The organism is Desmonostoc muscorum LEGE 12446 (assembly GCF_015207005.2).
GTDB classification, from domain to species: Bacteria; Cyanobacteriota; Cyanobacteriia; order Cyanobacteriales; family Nostocaceae; genus Nostoc; species Nostoc muscorum.
In genome coordinates, this window is the sequence record NZ_JADEXS020000001.1 from 2,308,503 (window position 1) to 2,327,243 (window position 18,741).

General features: G+C 42.9%; 13 protein-coding genes. 2 read left to right on the forward strand and 11 right to left on the reverse strand.

Annotated elements, in window-relative coordinates; translation table 11 throughout:
• The first annotated feature begins 115 nt into the window (after window positions 1–115).
• Together IQ276_RS09995 and IQ276_RS10000 are read left to right on the forward strand one after the other, a co-directional pair.
• On the forward strand, window positions 116–1,696 hold the full coding sequence (locus IQ276_RS09995) for a CHAT domain-containing protein (protein ID WP_193919032.1): 1,581 nt from the start codon (window positions 116–118) through the stop codon (window positions 1,694–1,696).
• A 147-nt stretch (window positions 1,697–1,843) separates the two neighbouring features.
• Window positions 1,844–2,491: a hypothetical protein gene (locus tag IQ276_RS10000; RefSeq protein ID WP_193919030.1), complete on the forward strand. Its 648-nt coding sequence runs from the start codon at window positions 1,844–1,846 to the stop codon at window positions 2,489–2,491.
• Window positions 2,492–2,813: 322 nt separating this feature from the next.
• Here IQ276_RS10000 and IQ276_RS10005 read toward each other — a convergent pair whose 3' ends face one another.
• From IQ276_RS10005 to IQ276_RS10055, 11 genes are all read right to left on the reverse strand, one after another.
• Window positions 2,814–4,196, reverse strand: coding sequence for a PrsW family glutamic-type intramembrane protease (locus tag IQ276_RS10005; RefSeq protein ID WP_193919028.1), 1,383 nt, complete (start codon window positions 4,194–4,196; stop codon window positions 2,814–2,816).
• Between the two features lie 470 nt (window positions 4,197–4,666).
• Window positions 4,667–5,269 carry a DJ-1/PfpI family protein gene (locus IQ276_RS10010; RefSeq protein ID WP_193919026.1) on the reverse strand — a complete coding sequence of 201 codons (603 nt, stop codon included), beginning with the start codon at window positions 5,267–5,269 and terminating at the stop codon, window positions 4,667–4,669.
• Between the two features lie 285 nt (window positions 5,270–5,554).
• A complete protein-coding gene (locus tag IQ276_RS10015) occupies window positions 5,555–6,007 on the reverse strand; it encodes a nitrate reductase associated protein (RefSeq protein ID WP_235115560.1) in 453 nt (150 codons plus the stop codon).
• Between the two features lie 149 nt (window positions 6,008–6,156).
• Complete coding sequence (locus tag IQ276_RS10020) at window positions 6,157–6,606, reverse strand: phosphate-starvation-inducible PsiE family protein (RefSeq protein ID WP_193925051.1); 450 nt, start codon at window positions 6,604–6,606, stop codon at window positions 6,157–6,159.
• 286 nt (window positions 6,607–6,892) lie between these two features.
• Window positions 6,893–9,133 (reverse strand): molybdopterin oxidoreductase family protein, encoded by a 2,241-nt coding sequence (locus tag IQ276_RS10025; protein WP_235115561.1) that lies wholly within the window; start codon window positions 9,131–9,133, stop codon window positions 6,893–6,895.
• Window positions 9,134–9,467: 334 nt separating this feature from the next.
• Window positions 9,468–10,958, reverse strand: a complete 1,491-nt coding sequence (locus IQ276_RS10030; protein ID WP_193925347.1) for a NarK family nitrate/nitrite MFS transporter — start codon at window positions 10,956–10,958, stop codon at window positions 9,468–9,470.
• A gap of 207 nt (window positions 10,959–11,165) precedes the next feature.
• Window positions 11,166–12,014, reverse strand: a complete 849-nt coding sequence (locus IQ276_RS10035) for a nitrate ABC transporter ATP-binding protein (protein WP_235115562.1) — start codon at window positions 12,012–12,014, stop codon at window positions 11,166–11,168.
• A gap of 384 nt (window positions 12,015–12,398) precedes the next feature.
• Window positions 12,399–14,387: an ABC transporter ATP-binding/substrate-binding protein gene (locus IQ276_RS10040; protein ID WP_193924503.1), complete on the reverse strand. Its 1,989-nt coding sequence runs from the start codon at window positions 14,385–14,387 to the stop codon at window positions 12,399–12,401.
• A gap of 133 nt (window positions 14,388–14,520) precedes the next feature.
• Entirely contained in the window at window positions 14,521–15,354 is an 834-nt protein-coding gene (gene ntrB, locus IQ276_RS10045) for a nitrate ABC transporter permease (RefSeq protein WP_193925362.1), read from the reverse strand.
• Window positions 15,355–15,463: 109 nt separating this feature from the next.
• Window positions 15,464–16,783 (reverse strand): CmpA/NrtA family ABC transporter substrate-binding protein, encoded by a 1,320-nt coding sequence (locus IQ276_RS10050; RefSeq protein ID WP_193925360.1) that lies wholly within the window; start codon window positions 16,781–16,783, stop codon window positions 15,464–15,466.
• Between the two features lie 119 nt (window positions 16,784–16,902).
• Complete coding sequence (locus tag IQ276_RS10055) at window positions 16,903–18,528, reverse strand: ferredoxin--nitrite reductase (RefSeq protein ID WP_235115563.1); 1,626 nt, start codon at window positions 18,526–18,528, stop codon at window positions 16,903–16,905.
• Window positions 18,529–18,741: the final 213 nt, after the last annotated feature.

Here is an 18,741-nt window from a genome sequence, read left to right on the forward strand (position 1 = left end):
ATCCCCCATTAATTAATTCTGAATTCTGTTAGCGCAGCGGGGCGTAGCCCATTCTGACTTCTGAATTCTTCTTCATTTGAAATTATTTGTTTTTAGCTTTTAGTTTTATGAATCCATGCCATCCCTGAATTTGGCGATCGCCCGTCTCTTAAACACTGGCACTGACAACTTCGCCATTTGGGTGGTCAAGGCTCCCTATCCCAGTGGCTATGTTTTACGTGACTGTGTGTGGCCTGTTGAACTCACCCAAGTCTGGCAAGAATGGCAGCAGATGTTTGCTGATCATAGCCGTTTAGATCTTCCCCCAAACTCAACATCTCAAAACAACAACCCATTGCCCATTGATGCGATTTCATTCCCTTCAAGTCAGACTACTGGCCCTTACAGCAGCCGTCTAATGCAATACTTGGGAATGAATTTATGGCGCTGGGTATTCGATGGACAAATTCTCGGCAGTCTAGAACGCAGTCGCGGGATTGCTCAGGGTCAGCATACACGTTTGCGCTTTCGACTGGAAATTCGTGACCCCGATCTCATTGCTCTACCTTGGGAAATTATGCAGCGTGAGCCTGGTCAATCAGCAATGTCCCTTTCCCAAGATTTACTATTTAGTCGCACAAGCAGTGAAGTTGATCCCTTACCGTATTTGCGAACTGACCAAGCTTTAAGTATCCTGCTGGTTTTAGGTCATGATGAAAACCTGCAACTAGAACAAGAAGCGCTGATTTTACAGCAAACTCTTGTAGATACCCCAGTGGATAGCAATTCCCAAAGATATGCACCTTGCGTAGTGAATCAACTCTTACAACCAACTCCAGAGGAATTGATTCAAGAATTAGAAACCAAAGCATACAATGTCTTCTTTTATGCTGGACACGGGTTGCCAGATCCAGACGGTGGATTGCTGTTTTTGCGACCAGATAACACCCTCAATGGTATAGAATTAGCCCAAGCATTGACCCGTACAGGTGTGAAGTTAGCAGTTTTCAACGCCTGTTGGGGAGCTAGACCAGCTGATAGCAATCATCAAGCGATACCTGCCAGCAGTTTAGCAGAAGTATTAATTCGGCATGGTGTACCAGCGGTTTTGGGGATGCGGGATCAAATCGCTGACCACGAAAGCCACAGTTTTATTCAAGCCTTTGCTGAAGCTTTGCGATTGTATAAGCCAATTGATGAAGCTGTCACCCAAGCGAGAAAAGAACTATTAACACTATATAGATTCAATCAACCTGCTTGGACTTTGCCAGTTCTTTACCTGCATCCAGATTTTAATGGCGAACTTGTTAAAAATCTGGATGAAGGAATTACCGAATTACCAGACACAGCCATTCCTGATGTTGGTTCGGCGCTTCCTAGTGCAAGTTTGCGATCGCTCTCTTCAAAAGATAAAACCTGGTTATTGCGTTATGGAGTCACTCGCATCGGTCGCACCAAAGATAATGATATTGTCATCCCCGAACCGTCTGTTTCTAAACGTCACGCTGAAATTTTCTGCCGCAATACTTTGACTGATGCTACACTGGTGCGAACTTATTATTTGCAAGATTTTTCTACCTACGGAACAACGTGGTTTTTAGGACCTAATGGCTGGCAGCAAATCCTCCGAGAGGAAGTACCCTTGAAATCCGGTATGCAGTTAAAGTTTGGAAGTGCTAGAGGTGAGACCTGGGAGTTTATTATTGAAGACTCCTAGTACAGCTATTGCAGAAATCAATTTTGGTCTTGAGTATCAATTTTAAAAATCTGTTTTTACGAAGAGAAAAAATCAACTTTTTTGCGGAAATCTCTTCTCGGCGGTTGTAGCTGTCAATACCACTAAATAATCGTGAGGCAATAAAAAATGACTAATAAAATTAACGGCTCAGACACTTTCTCTTCTTTGCAGTCTCAAGTAGATTTAGAGTTATTAGAAGCTTTACTAGAACCAGACGATGCTACCTATCCTTGGAATCCGGCTGATGAAGAGTCAGAAGCTTATTTTCAAGAACTAGAGCAACAATTCGAGATCGAAGATTTAATAGATGAAGATCTGACAAAGCGATCGCAAGATTTTTACAACCATTTAGACACACTTTGGTCTGGTATCTCCTTTAGTGAAAGCGAAAATCACAATCCCCAACAGTCAGTAGTACTTAATCTGCAAGAAACATTACGCGCTACTTTTTGTACCTGCGTTCCCCAAACATTACTCAACGCCATCGCCACTAAAGCTGCTGAAATATTCTCCCATCATCAATTAAGGGGCGAGCAACTAGTTGAGTGCGTTCAGACTATACTACCAAATTGGGGAGAAGAGGATCTTTTAGTCTTAGCTCGTCCTTTCGCTTATGCCATGCGAGGTAGCGAATCACATAACCCTGAATCTACCATGACTAGCCTTAACAATAGGGAATGGACAAATTTATCGGAAATAGAGCAAGCAAAGGTTAGTCTGGCGATCGCTTACTATGCTTTGACTCAACTCAATAAATACCAGTCCGAACCATAATTTCATTCTGCCATTTATTTTTGAATAATTTAACTTCCGAGACAAGTAGATTTATCTGCTGGTATTGTGTTGCCTTTTAAACGTTTATTAACTTTCAGTTTTTAAGTACAGCAGCACTAGGGTAGACTAAGAATAGGGTAATCTAAGAATCAGACCATCTATCCCAAGACATATATTTTTTATAGTCATTAGGAATTGGGAATTGGACAAAACAGTTTTGAGTGCTGTTAGCGGAAGCGGGGCGTTTAGCCCGTTAAGAGTTAGGAGTTAGGAGTTAGGAGTGATTCTCCTTGTCCCCTTGCCTCCCTCATCCCCTCATCTGTTATCTGGGTCCAAGAAATCTGGTCGCAAAATTTTGCGATCGCGTCGGTGAAAGCGCCCGTGCCTTGAGAATTGCCGCCATCAAAAAGGCGTAAGATAACACACCAACAACTACTAACAGCAAGGCATTAATCGATCCGGTAGCATTCCAGAGAGCGTGGAGTGCAGAGGCACTCAGATAACCAATAGAAAGAATTTGCCAACTTCTACTGGGTTTGAGGACAGCCAAACCGATAAAATAGCCCAAATAGCCACTGTAAGCCATGTGTCCAGCCACAGAGCCTAAAATTCGCGGAATTAGCAGTTGTAAACCCGCCAGTTGACCAGCAGCGCCGATACCCACCTGTTGTGTAACATTTTGAGTGATATCTGGCACATATTGACCGAGAGTTTCCAATAAAGTGAAGCCCACAGCCGAAGCCGTTCCCAGGAGAATACCATCTAGAGGTTCCCAAACGCCGATGCGTTCCCGCCAAGGTGAAGACAATATTCTACCGATGGCAAATGCTCCAAGTACAGGCAATGCTTTCAGTAATTCTTCCATCAACCCAGCACCAAAAAACATCCGCACCAGCAATTCTGTGAAGGTGGTAGATTCTTGGGGGGAGGGCAAGTTTCCAGGTAGGATGCCGCGAAACACGAAGATAAATAAATCCAACAGCGGGCTGAGTAAAATCAAAGTCGTACCTATTGCCGTAGCCATTAGCACCCACCACGGCTTTTGTTTACCGCAAAGTTGGTAAACAAAATAATAGGCAGCGAAAGCGATGTAAGTTGCGACGATTACTTGATTTGCTTGGGGACGACCGACTGTAGCAAACATCAGCACTACAAAGATTACGGTCAGTATTCCCGGTACGAGGTAAGCTTTACGAGTTAAATCTTTACCTGTGGAAATAATCGGAAAAAGCTGAGTGAAGCTAACAGAATCAGGCTGCTTTAATTGGGTGTGGTTGTGGTAGTTGGTTGCTGACGGTAGCGGTGTCAGTTGGTTTACAGTCGTCGCCGGGGCGAGTGAGGTCAACTCGTACTCAAAAACGTATTGCGGCCCATCAGAACCTAAAGAAATGCGATCGCCTGGGTGCAATTCTTGACATTCATACAAGCGTTGTCCATTTAAATAAGTGCCATTAGCACTATTCAAATCGCAAAGCACCCAGCTAAATTTGCTATCTGGAGATAAAGACAGGGGACGAACCACCGCATGACGACGAGATACCATTCGGTACGTCATGGCATCCAAGACAACTTGGCAGCTGGGGTCGCGTCCAATTACTATCTCTTTACTGGGGGGCAGGGAGAACCGAGATTCCGATCCCGAAGCTGCTCCATTACCAGACACTAGCCGCAGAAATGCATTATGTCTTGCGTTTTTGCCTGTCATTGAGTTAGAGTGCGTTTCTAAACTAATTCTTAAAATAATTGGGCAGCAGGACTAACCTTAGCCACATCAACAGCAGCATTGCTAAATCCACTATAGCTTCACTTCCTGCTAAGAAATTTAAATTTCTAGATGTAAAATTTCCCATTTTTTCATTCATCTAATGTTAATAAGTATTTCATCTGCTGAGACTTTCTCATAAACCTGGGTTATTGGGCACATCAATTCAGATTCTATGGGTTCTCTACTCTTGACATCCTAGCTGCAAATGAAACCCACGGCAATCTCTTAAAAAAGTAATTTTTACTGCATTTAGTTTGATTCAAAAAATATATGATTGCCAGTGGTCTGTTGTCAGTTATTTTAGCCACTTAATGATTGACTAAGCTGTTTTGGGATAGGAAGTAGGGAGTAGGGAGTAGTGAAAGAAACTGTCTTGAAGGTTGAACTAAAAGATTTTTGATATCTTCTGTTTAAATAACTCTAGCTAGTTCTGGGTGTTCAATCTTTGTTCCAAGTACTGTGAGGAATTCTGCCAGCCAACGGGGATGAGCTGGCCAAGCTGGTGCTGTCACCAAGTTACCGTCAACTATGGCCTCATCAACAGGGATATCAACATAGATACCTCCAGCACTCTTGACATCTGGGCTACAAGCAGGGTAAGCAGTACATCTTTTGCCCTGTAATACATCAGCCGCTGCCAATAACTGTAAGCCGTGGCAAATAGCAGCAATCGGTTTATTTGCTTGGGCAAAGTGACGGGTAATTTCTAGCACCTGGTGATTCAGACGGATATATTCTGGTGCCCGTCCTCCAGGAATTACTAGGGCATCGTAGGTTTCGGCTTTTACTTCTGCAAAGGTAGCATTTAAAGTGAAATTGTGACCGGGTTTTTCGCTATATGTCTGGTCACCTTCAAAGTCGTGAACTGCCGTTCGCACCTTGTCGCCAGCTTTTTTATTGGGGCAAACTGCATGGACAGTGTGTCCCACCATTTGCAGCGCCTGGAAAGGAACCATTACTTCATAGTCTTCTACATAGTCGCCAACGAGCATCAAAAGTTTCTTGGCAGCCATATTTTTACTATCCTCAGTTATTTGTTATTTGTCATTGGTCATTTGCAAAGAACAACTCACAAATGACAGTCTTAACGTCAAAATGTGTAATTTAGACGCACGTCAGCTGATGCGCTTATACGCGAATTTATCGATATATTACAGCACTAACTGTGCCGTAATGCACCATTTGACGGTTGTGAGTTAACAAAGTTTAACGGATCGTTGTATATTATTTGCTAGCGAGAAAAAGGCAAGGGGTTTTCTGAGAAAGGACAAAAGAACCTATTGCTTGTTACCTGGTAATTAAAGCAGATGGAATTCTGCGATCGCTCTGGGAAAGTTTTTGTTTTCATGCCCGGAACGACTCAGTTTAATCAAGGCAAAACGCTGTAAGGGCCTTAAAGCTGCCCATTTTTGCTCTGTCAGGACTACTCCTATTTCTTGAGCTTTTTCCTGGACACTGGGTGGTATAGTGCCAGAGTCCAGCCATGCAGGATGGGGTTCTATGGGCAATTTGGCAGCTGCTGTGCCTGTGTGTTGTAGAATCAACTCCTGGATATATTCGCGGTAAGACTGAATTTCGGTTTCTGTAGTGCAAGGCAATTCGACTAAAGCTTGACGCTCTGCTGTAGTCATTTGATTCCAATCAGACAATTTTAGCTTGATGCCACAGGTATCTAATTTGCAACGCACCTGCATGGGAATACAACGCAGTGAATGAACAAAATCTGCTTCAAATTGAAAGAAATCTGCCATAAGAAAGTATTGAAAATTAGCTCATTATGATATGAATTGACTAAGCTATAATTTTTGGGTGAGGGTGGGGAGTAGGGAGTAGGGAATAGGGAGTGGGAAAATATTTTTTGAAATGCCCAACAAGCTGTTATGTCTCTGATTTAACGTTTTTACCTTGAATTACTAAAACGAATTATTAAATAACTAATTGACAGGGAAAGAATAGCAACCCCTAGACCAATTATATCAATACCTGGTACTTTTTCTAAATCAAGAATAATAATTTTTCTAGCAACAGCAATTAAAGAAGTGACAATAACTAATTCCACCTGAATAACGTGTTTTCGCAAATAACCTGTGATATTTTCTAAGATTTCTAAAGCAATTAAAATATTCAAAAATAAACCAAATATTTTATACAAAGTTGTGTTAAATTTACCATAAGGTACTGTAAATAATTCTTTAAATAAAAAGACTCCTAAATCAGTGATCGCCACTAAAATTACAATGACCATTAAAATAGATAGAACCTTAGAAACCAGGACTTCTATATTTTCAATCATGTGCATGAAGTTCTGGTCTTTGGTAATTCCTAAAATTAGTTTCAGTAGCCTTTTCATCTCTTGCACCCGATTCTAAAATAAAATCCCATAGATAAATCTAGAGGATTAAAAAAGACCACTTACCGATACTTGGTAAGTTTTTTACCTATTTTTTATTTCCCCGATTAAAATTGGGGCTAGTAAAACTTCTTGTTGCTAAAAATTTTACCTCTTTAGATATGGTAATTGGTAACAGTCAAAAGTTGAGAGACAGAAAAAATTATAATAACTATTTACTACTGACTATTGACTAAATTACCTATTGCTGATCGGCAATTCGTTGTTAATAGTTATACTTAGCAGCTTACGATTGTGAAGATTGGAGTTGATAATTTTTGACTGTAACTTCCAGAGAAATTGGTATCAACTGCACCGCACAGGCTTTTAATTCTGGTTGCAGGGAATCGGGGCAAGATTCGGGATGGGTGAGGGCGTTAGCTTCGGCATTATCTGCCCAGAGTGAACCCCAGTGCATGGGGACAAAAACCGTACCAGGTGCGATCGCCTTTGTTACTTTAGCAGGAAATTTAGCTTGACCACGACGCGATCGCACTTCTACACATTGGTTATCTATAATACCTAGCCGAGCAGCATCACGGGGATGAATTTCGATAAACGGTTCGGGATGCATTTTGCAAATTTTTTCAATGCGCCCAGTGCGCGTTTGCGTGTGCCAATGACCGTAAACTCGTCCAGTAGTTAATACAAAAGGATAATCAGAGTTTGGTGGTTCTGCCAATCCCTTAGAGTAATATGCCCCAAATCGAGCGCGTCCGTCAGGGGTGTGGAAGCGGAGATTGGTGTAGAGTCTTTTGGAGTTAGGAGTTAGGAGTGAGGAGTTAGCAGTTGAAGATTCTAATTCATCACTCTTAACTCTTAACTCATAACTTTTTTCTGGGTGAGGCCATTGAGTCGGGCCTTGTGTTTGTAATTGGGCGTGACTGATACCCGTCATATCGCAGGGGCGATTTTTAGTTAGTTTGGCAAACTCAGCATAAACTTCAGCGGAGTTAGCAAAGGCAAATTCTTTGGTAAAACCGAGCCGGCGACCAACTTCAGCAAAAATTTCCCAATCTGCTTTAGCTTCTCTTGGCGGTTGGCGGAAGGCTTGACATAGAGTTACCACGCGTTCCGAGTTGGTCATCACGCCAGTTTTTTCGCCCCACTGGGCAGCAGGCAACAGAAGATGAGCATAGGCGGAGGTTTCTGTGGGATAATAGGCGTCTTGGTAAATGGTAAAAGGCGATCGCAACAACGCCTTTTTTGTCCGTTCTAAATCTGGCATACTCACAGCCGGATTCGTAGCAGCAATCCACAGTAACCCCACAGCATTATTTTCCAGCCCAGTAATCATTTCCCAAGCACTCAAACCCGGATAGGGCGAAATCTGTCCTGGCTTGAGTCCCCAAAATTCCTCAACTTCTGCACGGTGCTGGGGATTTTTTACCACCCGATAACCCGGTAATAAATGGGACAAACCCCCGGCTTCCCGTCCTCCCATTGCGTTTGGCTGACCGGTGAGGGAAAAAGGGCCAGCCCCAGGTTTGCCAATTTGTCCGGTCATCAGATGTAGGTTAATGATGGTTCTCACCTTAGCCGTTCCTTCGGAGGATTGATTCACACCCATTGACCACAACGATAACACCCGCTGTGATTGACCCCAATACCGAGCTGCTGTTTCTAAATCTTCAATACTGATCCCGCATTCACGAGCTACCACTTCTGGCGGATAGTGGCGAATTACCTCGGCGTATGCCGGAAAATTGCTGGTACAGTCATCCATGAACATGGTATCAACGTAGTTCCAGCGCATCAATAAATGAGCGATACCATTTAACAAATCGATATCTGTACCGGGACGAATGGCTAAATGCAAATCTGCGGCTTCTGCGGTTGGTGTGCGACGGGGATCAACCACAATCATTTTGACTTTGCGGTTCTTTTTGTGATACTTTTCCAATCGATTGAAAACGATCGGGTGACATTCGGCTGTATTAGTGCCAATTAAAAATGCACAGTCGGTTAACTCCAGGTCTTCGTAACAGCAAGGAGGACCATCTGAGCCAAAGCTTTGAATGTATCCAGCCACAGCGCTAGACATACATAAACGGGAATTTGCATCAAAATTATTGCTACCCAAACACCCTTTCATGAATTTCTGGGCTATGTAATAATCCTCGGTTTGAAATTGACCAGAACCGTACATACATATAGCTTCTGGCCCTTCAGTTAAACGCACAGTTTGAATGCGCTGGGTGATTAAATTGAAAGCTTCATCCCAACTAACACGGCGAAACTCTTGATTTAAAGAGTCTCGCACCATTGGGTAATGTAATCTATTTTTATCTAAAGATTCGGCGATGGTTGCGCCTTTGACGCAAACCATACCCTGACTGGATGGATGAGCTTTATCGCCCCGTACTCGCCAAGTTGGATTTCCTTGGTTATCTCGATTGGTTGCTTTGTTGGGTTGGGCTGGGGGTGAAACTTCTAGTCCACAACCGACACCACAGTAAGGGCAGAGGGTTTTGGTAAATTCACTCATATCAATTTTGGATTTTAGATTTTGGATTTTGGATTAAAAGTTTTAATTAAAAAGCTGTTTGGTGGATTTATGAAAAATACTAATTATTAGAATTTGATATCAGATATAGTGGCTAAAAATTGCGATTTTATTTGATAATTTTCACTCTAGGCGCAGAGTTGCAGAGAAGAGAGGTAAGCTGTTTCACATTTAACTTGCATATACTGGGCGGGCGAGACGCCCACCCCACAAGAAATGTACAATTTCAAATTATGCAAACTAGATGGGGTTTAGCTTATTAATTGAAAATTGCGATTCTTCCTCTCTGCGCCTCTGCGACTCTGCGCGATCTTGATTATTCTTCGGTTAAAAAGATAGTAGCTGGGGTTTCTGATGGTTCACCTTCAGCAGCGAAGGAGTTTTTCGGTTCTTTGAGGAAGAAGGCACACATGAAGGCGCAAATTATCGCAGCTAAACCCATTGTGCTAAATAGTGTGGGAGCGTCGGTTAAGCTAAAAATTGTCAGGTAAACTACGCCGCCAAAATTACCATAAGCTCCTACGTTTCCGGCAATTTGTCCAGTGGCTTCTTTTTTAATTAAGGGTACGATGCTGTAGGTTGCACCACAGCCAGCTTGGGCAAAGTAAGCGGCAAACATTGTAGCTGCGATCGCCAGCAGAATCGGCCAGTTACTATTAATAAAATGTACCATCAAGTAGCCAATACCAATGCCTGCGCTGATAATTGTCATTGTCCATTTCCGGGAGCGGAGTTTATCAGAAATTAAGCCACCGCTGGGGCGAGAAACTAAGTTTAAAAAGGGATAGGTTGCAGCAATCATCCCGGCTACAACATGTTCTAAAGCAAAGGTTTTCTCAAAAAATGCCGGCAACATGGAAACGGCAGCAAGTTCGGAACCAAAGTTAGTTATGTAAGTAAATTCGAGTAAAGCTACTTGACCAAATTGATAACGTTCCGCTGGTGGGTAAGTTTTCTTGCCAGTTAAAAGATCCCGATTTACTTCCCAAGCTTTGTAACTTTGGTAAGCAAACAATCCTGCTAAGAATAACCAAGCCAGATACATTTGACTCAAAGTTAAGAAGTGAATATTCTTTTGTTCCAAGCGCCAAGCTAATAAACCTAGAGCGAAAATCAAACCGAAATTTGAGACAATCATCGCCCAGAAACTTTTAATGCTGGTTACTTCTAAAGCTCCATTTTTCTTAGGTTTTTTGTAGATTTTACCAGTGGGCGTATCTTGGACGCTGTTGTAATAAATTACGCCATATATGGCTGCAACGATTCCTGTAAAAGCGATCGCTAATCGCCAATTAGAAGCCCCACCAGCCAAAAAGCTTGTAGAAACTGCAAGTATCGGCAAGGCAAACTCGGCACCAAAAGCCCCAAAGTTCCCCCAACCGCCATAAATACCTTGGGCAATTCCCATTTCCTTCGGTTGGAACCACTCCGCCACCATCCGAATACCGACAACAAACCCAGAACCGACAATTCCCATCAGCAGACGACTGATGACTAGTTGATTAAAATCTTGTGCTAGCGCTGTCGCCAAACAAGGAACAGCCGCAAACATCAGCAGCATTGAATAGGTAATTCTAGGACCAAAACGATCCAAAAGCATCCCAATAATTAACCTTGCCGGAATTGTTAAAGCCAGGTTACAGATGGCCAAAGTTTTGATTTGTTCAGGCGCTAAATCTAATTGTTTGCCAATAGTTGTAGCGAAGGGAGCAAAATTAAACCAACAGACAAAGGTGAGAAAAAAAGCAAACCAAGTCTGATGTAAGATGCGATAGCGATCGCTGAATGAAAATAACTTTTTAAGCATTCTAATTTCGGAAGAAGTGGGGACTGGGGACTGGGGACTGGGGACTGGGGACTGGGGACTGGGGACTGGGGAGTGGGGAGTGGGGACTGGGGACTGGGGAGCAGAGGGAGAATAATAACTCCTCACTCAATACTCCCAATGCCCAATGCCCAATGCCCAATGCCCAATGCCCAATGCCCAATGCCCAATGCCCCATGCCCAATTTTTTTATTCGTCGGCGTGAGCGAATCGGCAAAAGAGGAAGTCTAGGGCGTAGTTCCGGAGGTTGTAGTATTCTGGATCTTCCATGATGCGGCGACGATTGCGGGGGCGGGAGAAGGGAATGTTCAGGATTTCGCCGATGTTGGCGGCGGGGCCGTTAGTCATCATCACAACTCTGTCGGCGAGGAAAAGTGCTTCATCAATGTCATGGGTAATCATGAGTACGGTGACTTGATGTTCTCGCCAGATTTGCAGGAGTTCTTCTTGTAATTCTTCTTTGGTGATGGCGTCTAAGGCTCCAAAGGGTTCATCGAGAATCAAAAGTTGGGGGCGAATGGAAAGGGCACGGGCGATCGCTACTCGCTGTTTCATCCCGCCAGAAAGCTGACTGGGTTTCTTGTCAGCGGCTTCTGTCAGTCCTACCATTGCTAAATGTTCTCTGGCGATCGCCCGTTTTTCTGCCTGGGTTTTTTTCGGAAACACTGAATCAACAGCAAGGTAAACGTTATCAAAGGCACTCAACCAAGGCAGTAGACAATAGTTTTGGAATACCATCATCCGATCGGGGCCTGGTTCGGTGATGGGTTTGTCTTGCAGCATAACGACGCCATCGGTGGGTGCGTTAAACCCGGAAACCATATTGAGCAGTGTTGATTTGCCGCAGCCAGAGTGACCAATTATGCAAACAAATTCGCCCTCACGCACTTTTAAGTCAACTCCATCGAGTACGGTGTAGGGCCCTTCGGGAGTTGGATAAATTTTGCTTACGCCTTCGATGACTAGAAAATTTTCTGCTTTTTGGGTTGGCTGTTGATTAATTTGAGTTTTGCTGCTGGTTCCGTTTACTGTTTGCATGATGAATTTATACCTTTAATTACAAGTTTTTTTAACGAACCGCCAAGGACGCAAAGGGCGCAAAGGAAGAGGTAAAGAAGTAATGGAGTTCAAAGGCTCATTAATGGAGTTCTAATACTCATTAATGGAGTTCAAAGGCTCATTAATGGAGTTCAAAGGCTCATTAATGGAGTTCAAATACTCATTAATGGAGTTCTAAGCCTCATTAATGGAGTTCAAATACTCATTAATGGAGTTCTAAGCCTCATTAATGGAGTTCTAAGCCTCATTAATGGAGTTCTAAGCCTCATTAATGGAGTTCTAAGCCTCATTAATGGAGTTCTAAGCCTCATTAATGGAGTTTCTTTCTTGCCCTTTGCTTTTTGCCTCTTGTCTTGTCAATAACTAAATGAATACTTCTTCAACCCGGATTTGCCGTTTAATTTCCAAACTTTTGAGATATTCTATCGGTTCTGATGGGTTAAAAACTTTACCATCAAATAAGTGAATCGGGTCATCTTCTCCGATATCGAGTAAGCCGAGTTCGCGTGCAGCTGCACCAAATATGTCTGTGCGACAGACTCTTTCAATCACCTCTACCCAGTTTTTGGGGAAGGGTGTTAAGCCCCAGCGTGCCAGCTGAGTAAGCATCCACAAAATTTCGGTGCGGTTGGGATAGTTAGTTTTATTGACAAAAAATTGATTGTATGATTTAACTTCTTGTGGTTCTGTACCGTCGCCGCGATCGTAGGGGTCAACAAAACCAGGACGAACATATACAGGATCGATGTCCAGGTACTCAGAACGGCAGAGTATTTCTAAAATTTCTTCGCGGTTGCGGAGATCGTCACAGTATTGGCAAGCTTCTAATAGTGCTTTAACGAGAGCAAGATAGGTTTCTGGGTACTGTTGCGCCCAATCTTCGCGCACTCCCAAGACTTTTTTTGGCTGTCCTGACCAAGTTTCTAAAGCTGTGGCTGCAACAAAGCCTAAATTTTGATGAACAGCAAGGTAGTTCCAGGGTTCTCCAGCACAGTAACCGTCTATATTTCCAGCTTTGAGTTGAGAAACCATTTCCATTGGTGGAATCACCGTTAAGCTGACATCTCCATCGGGATCTATACCACCAGCCGCCAGCCAATAACGCAGCATTAAGTTGACCATTGAGGTTGAATGAGGTACACCCAAAGTCAAAATTTGGTCGGGAGTAGCGTTAATCGCCGTTTTTAGGTCAGCGAGATTTCTGACACCTTGGCTATATAATCTTTTACTGAGGGTGATGGCGTTAGCATTGCGAGAAATATTTAAGGCATTGATTACAGGAATTGGTTTTTTATCGCCAGCGCCCAAAGTCAGGGCTAAGGGCATTCCCGCCAGCATTTGGGCTGCGTCTAATTTACCAGTAGCAATACCTTGAGCAATTTCTTTCCAGCTAGAGGCACGAGTGAGGGTGATATTATCTAAACCGTACTTGGCTAAAAAGCCTTTTTCTTGAGCAACGATTAAAGGTGCAGCATCAGTTAACGGCATAAAGCCAATTTGCAGATTGACTTTTTCTAAGCCGTTGCGGGATATAGCGGCTGGTGCTGGAGTCTGCTGTGCTTTGCGTTTTTTGAGCAGCTTTTGTTGGTTGAGGAAGTAAATCATTTCGTTCCGCAGACTGTAGTAGCTGGGATGTTTGACGACTTCCAGGCGTTGACGCGGGCGAGGAATTGGGACTTCGAGAATTTGTCCGATGTGCGCTTCTGGGCCATTGGTGAGCATGATAACGCGATCGCTCAATAAAAGCGCCTCATCCACATCATGTGTCACCATTACACAAGTAACGTTGTGTTCGTTGCAGATTTTCATCAGTTGTTCTTGCAAACTCCCCCGTGTTAGGGCGTCCAATGCCCCAAAGGGTTCATCTAGCAATAACAACTTGGGACGAGTAGCTAAGGCGCGGGCGATCGCTACCCGTTGTTTCATTCCCCCAGATAACTCACTAGGACGTTTATTCGCCGCTAACCGCAGCCCTACCATATCGATATGTTCTTCGATAATAGTTTGGCGATCGCTTTTGGATTTACCCTTGTACACTTCATCCACAGCTAGGGCGACGTTTTCCCGTACTGTTAACCAAGGCAGCAAAGAATAGTTTTGAAACACAACCATCCGATCTGGACTGGGATCTCTAACTTCTCGCCCTTCCAAAGTCACACCGCCAATACTTGCTCTATCTAAACCTGCGATGATATTGAGCAAAGTAGATTTACCACAGCCAGAATGTCCAATTAGAGAAACAAATTCCCCTTGTCGAATTTTTAATTCAATATTTTTGAGAGCAATATATTTGCCCCCATTCGGAAGTTCAAATACACGGTCAACGTGGTCAACTTCAACAAAAGTACTCATAGCAATTTTTGATTTTAGATTTTGGATTTTGGATTGGGTATTAGGGATTGGGTACTGGGTATTGGGTATTAGCAGTTAAAAGAATTATTTCCTAATCCCCAGTCCCCAGTCCCCAGTCCCCAGTCCCCAGTCCCTATTCCGGTACAACTTTACTGGCGATAAAACCAACTAATCTATCTAACATTAAGCCGACTAAACCAACATAGATGAGTGCGAGGATGATTTCACTTAAATTAGTTTCTGTGGTGGTATTGTAAGCATCCCAAATAAAGGAACCAATTCCTACACCGCCGACTAACATTTCTGCTGCAACAATCGCTAACCAAGATAAACCAATGCCAATGCGTAACCCTGTGAAGATATAAGGAACAGTGGCAGGAAATACAACTTTCAGAAAATACTTTGCCCCTTTCAAACGTAAAACTCTAGCTACGTTTACATAGTCTTGAGGAATTTGTTGTACCCCTACAGTCGTGTTAATGATAATTGGCCAAATGGACGTAATGAAAATTACAAAAATAGCTGAAGGATTAGCTTGTTGAAATGCTGCTAGGGAAATTGGCAGCCATGCAAGAGGCGGTACAGTCCGCAACACTTGGAAGATGGGATCTACGGCATTATAAAGTAACTTATTAGCACCAATACAAATTCCCAATGCAACACCAACAATTGCCGCTAGAGAAAAACCTAAACCAACTCTTCCCAAACTACTAAGTATTTGCCAGCCCAAGCCTTTATCACTTTCACCATTATCAAAAAAAGGATTAATAATAAAAGGGTCCCAAGTTTCTGAAAATGTTTCTATTGGACCAGGTAATTGAAAGTTAGGATTTAGACAAAGTAATTCCCAAATCACTAAAAAAATAGCCAAGGCTACCAATGGCGGCAGAATTTTTTGTGAAACTAATTTATTGAACTGCTTGCGGGGATTTTTTCTGATAGTACGACTTCCCAGGATAGCTGCCATTATTATTATTTCTCCCGTTGCCAATTAACTAGGCGTAAAAATTCAAGTTGGTAGTAAGGACTTTAGTCCTGATAAACTTTTTGATGAGCGATGAATCGCTCACTACAAACTAAACTTTCTTGATTTTTAAATTCTGCAAATATTCTTCTGGTTTTTCTGGATCAAACTTCACACCATCAAAGAAAGTCTCAACGCCACGAGAACTACTCTTAGGAATTTCAGAATCAATCACACCAATAGCTTTAGCTGCTTGTTTCCACAAGTCCTCTTTATTCACTTGGTTGACTATTTCCTGAACTTTGGTATCTTTTGGCAGATAGCCCCAGCGAATTTCTTCTGTTAAAAACCAAATATCGTGACTCTTGTAAGGATAGGAAGCGTTATTTGCCCAAAACTTCATGCGATATGGGAAATCTTGTTGAGTACGTCCATCACCGAAGTCAATATTACCTTTCGACCTTTCTAAAATATCTGACGCAGCAACATTAAAGTATTTTCTATCAGAACAAATTTTACACATTTCCTCTTTATTTTCGGGGCGATCGCACCATTGTTGAGCTTCTAGAATTGCCATCAACAATGCTTGTGTAGCATTAGGATTTTTATCAACCCAATCTTTCCGCATTGCAAAAGCTTTTTCTGGATGATCTTTCCACAACTCGCCTGTAACTAAAGCTGAATAACCTAATTTTTGGTTAACCAATTGAGCATTCCAAGGCTCTCCCACGCAAAAAGAATCGATAGTGTTAACTTTCATATTTGCCACCATTTGTGGTGGTGGTACTGGTTCTAAAACCACATCTTGATCTGGATTTATGCCACCAGCCGCTAGCCAATAGCGCATCCACAAATCATGAGTACCGCCAGGAAATGTAATCCCAAATTTCAAGGATTTTTTATTGGCTTTAGCTTTACTAGCAGCTTCTTTCAGCCCTTTACTTTGTAAATTAACATTCAGTTCTTTAAATTTATTCGCAACAGAAATAGCCTGACCATTAGTATTTAATCTTGCCAAAAGATACATCGGCACTTTATCGTTAATGGTCATCAAGTAAGGCATAGGGCTGAGGATATGTGCGCCATCAATACCACCGCCATCTGAGCCAATTTTTAAATTATCACGGGTGACAGGCCAAGATTTTTGTTTGATAACCTCAACATCAGTCATACCGTACTTAGCAAATAAGCCTTTTTCTTTAGCAATAATCAGAGGAGCAGAATCAGTTAAAGCGATAAATCCTAATTTGGCTTTTGTTGTTTCTACCTTAGGTGCATTAGCCACAGTAGAAACATTAGCGGCTGGAGCAGCAGACGGAGCATCGCTACTTGTTGAGCTATTGCTATTAGAAGAACAAGCGTGAGCCACAATAGAAGCCGCAGCCACAGTAGTAGTGGTGAAAATAAATTTTCTTCTTGAAATATTTGTCATTTGTTATTTGTCCTTTGTTATTTGTCATTTGTCATTGGGCATCGGGCATTGGGTACTGAGAAACTATTCTTAAATATTTATTTCCCAGTCCCCAATCCCCAGTCCCCAGTCCCCAGTTACTAACTACCAATTACTAAAGCTTCTTGCTTGAGTTTTGCCCCAAAGTTTTTGATGAGTAAATCTTGCAATATTGGCTGTAAATCTTCGCAGGGTATGCCTTTGATAATGCAAGTTCCGAGATGGGCATCTTTGCCAACTTTGCCGCCCATATATATGTCAACGCCTTCGAGGGTTTTGCCATTTTTGCGGGTTTTAGTCCCCATCAAGCCGATGTCTGCAACTTGAGGCTGTCCGCAGGAGTTGGGGCAACCAGTCCAGTGAATTCGCACGGGATGGGTGAAGGTTAAGTCTTCTTCTAAGGCTTTAATCATTGCCAAGGCGCGGTTTTTGGTTTCGATGAGGGCAAAGTTGCAAAATTGTGCGCCTGTGCAAGATACTAGCGATCGCGTCAACAAACCTGGGTTAATCGAAAACCTTTCTAGTAACGGTTCTGTGAAAAATGTTGCTAATCGGGATTCAGCAATGTTGGGGATAACGATGTTTTGCTCAACCGTGAAGCGGATTTCCCCACTACCGTAAACTTCTGCTAGACGTGCCATTTCAAACATATCTTCGGCATACAACCGACCGACAGGAATATGCAAACCTACGTAATTTAATCCTGATTGTTTTTGTTTATATACGCCGATGTGGTCGCGTTTTTCCCAGTCGATTTCGTCTTTTGCCGCTGCGGGTAACAATGATTTACCCAAGCGGTTTTCAACTTCTGCCCGAAACTTTTCTAAACCCCATTCATCAATTAGCCACATCAGGCGGGATTTTTGCCGATTAGCACGTAAGCCGTGGTCACGATAAACTTCTAGAACGGCTCTACATACAGCTACCACATCTTCTGGAGCCACCCAAGCATTCAGAGGAATCGCCGCTTCACAGCGTTTGGCGGAGAAAAAACCACCGACTAAAACGTTAAACCCAAATACTGGGGATTGGGGATTGGTGATTGGGGATTGGGAAGATTTTTCCCCAGTCCCCAGTCCCCAGTCCCCAGTCCCCTCCTTAAATGCCGGCACGAATGCTAAATCATTAATCTCCGCATGAACTGAATTGTCTCTGCCACCGGCGATCGCAATGTTAAATTTCCGTGGTAAATTGCTAAACTCTGGGTTTCCTTCGCCTTTGTTGGTGAGCATATCTTGGATTTGCTGTACCAACTCTCGTGTATCGTACAACTCATCTGCATCTAACCCCGCCACAGGGTCACCTGTGATATTGCGGACGTTATCCATCCCTGACTGGACGCTAGTTAAACCAACTGCGTGAAATCTCTCAAAAATATCTGGTAAATCAGAAATCCTGATTCCCCGCAATTGAATATTCTGTCTCGTAGTAATATCAGCACTACCTTCATCACCGTAACGCTGCACTACTTGGGCTAAAACACGCATCTGAGTGCTGGTAAGAATACCGTTAGGCATCCGCAACCGCATCATAAACTTACCTGGAGTAACTGGGCGAAAAAATACACCCAGCCATTTGAGTCGATGATCTCGGTCTGTTTCGTCCATTGCTTCCCAGCCCAAGGCGGCAAATTTTTCAATCTCACTTTTAACGGCGAGTCCATCTTTTTCTGCCTTGAATTTCTCGAACTTATTGAGGCTGGCGGTGGTAGTTGCTGTGTCTGTCATGAGGCTGACTCTCGTTGCAAATTACTAATAAGCGTGAAAATTTGTGGTCATTACCCAATATCAATCAACCCGTAGTCCCATTAGGTGCTATATCTACGAGGATTAGAGATAAAAAACTTAATATGTGGTTACGGTTGATTATTTATACTTCAGAGTATTCCAATATGAAACTTAAAATGCGTGATTAGTTAAGGAGAATTTGTTGCCATTTAC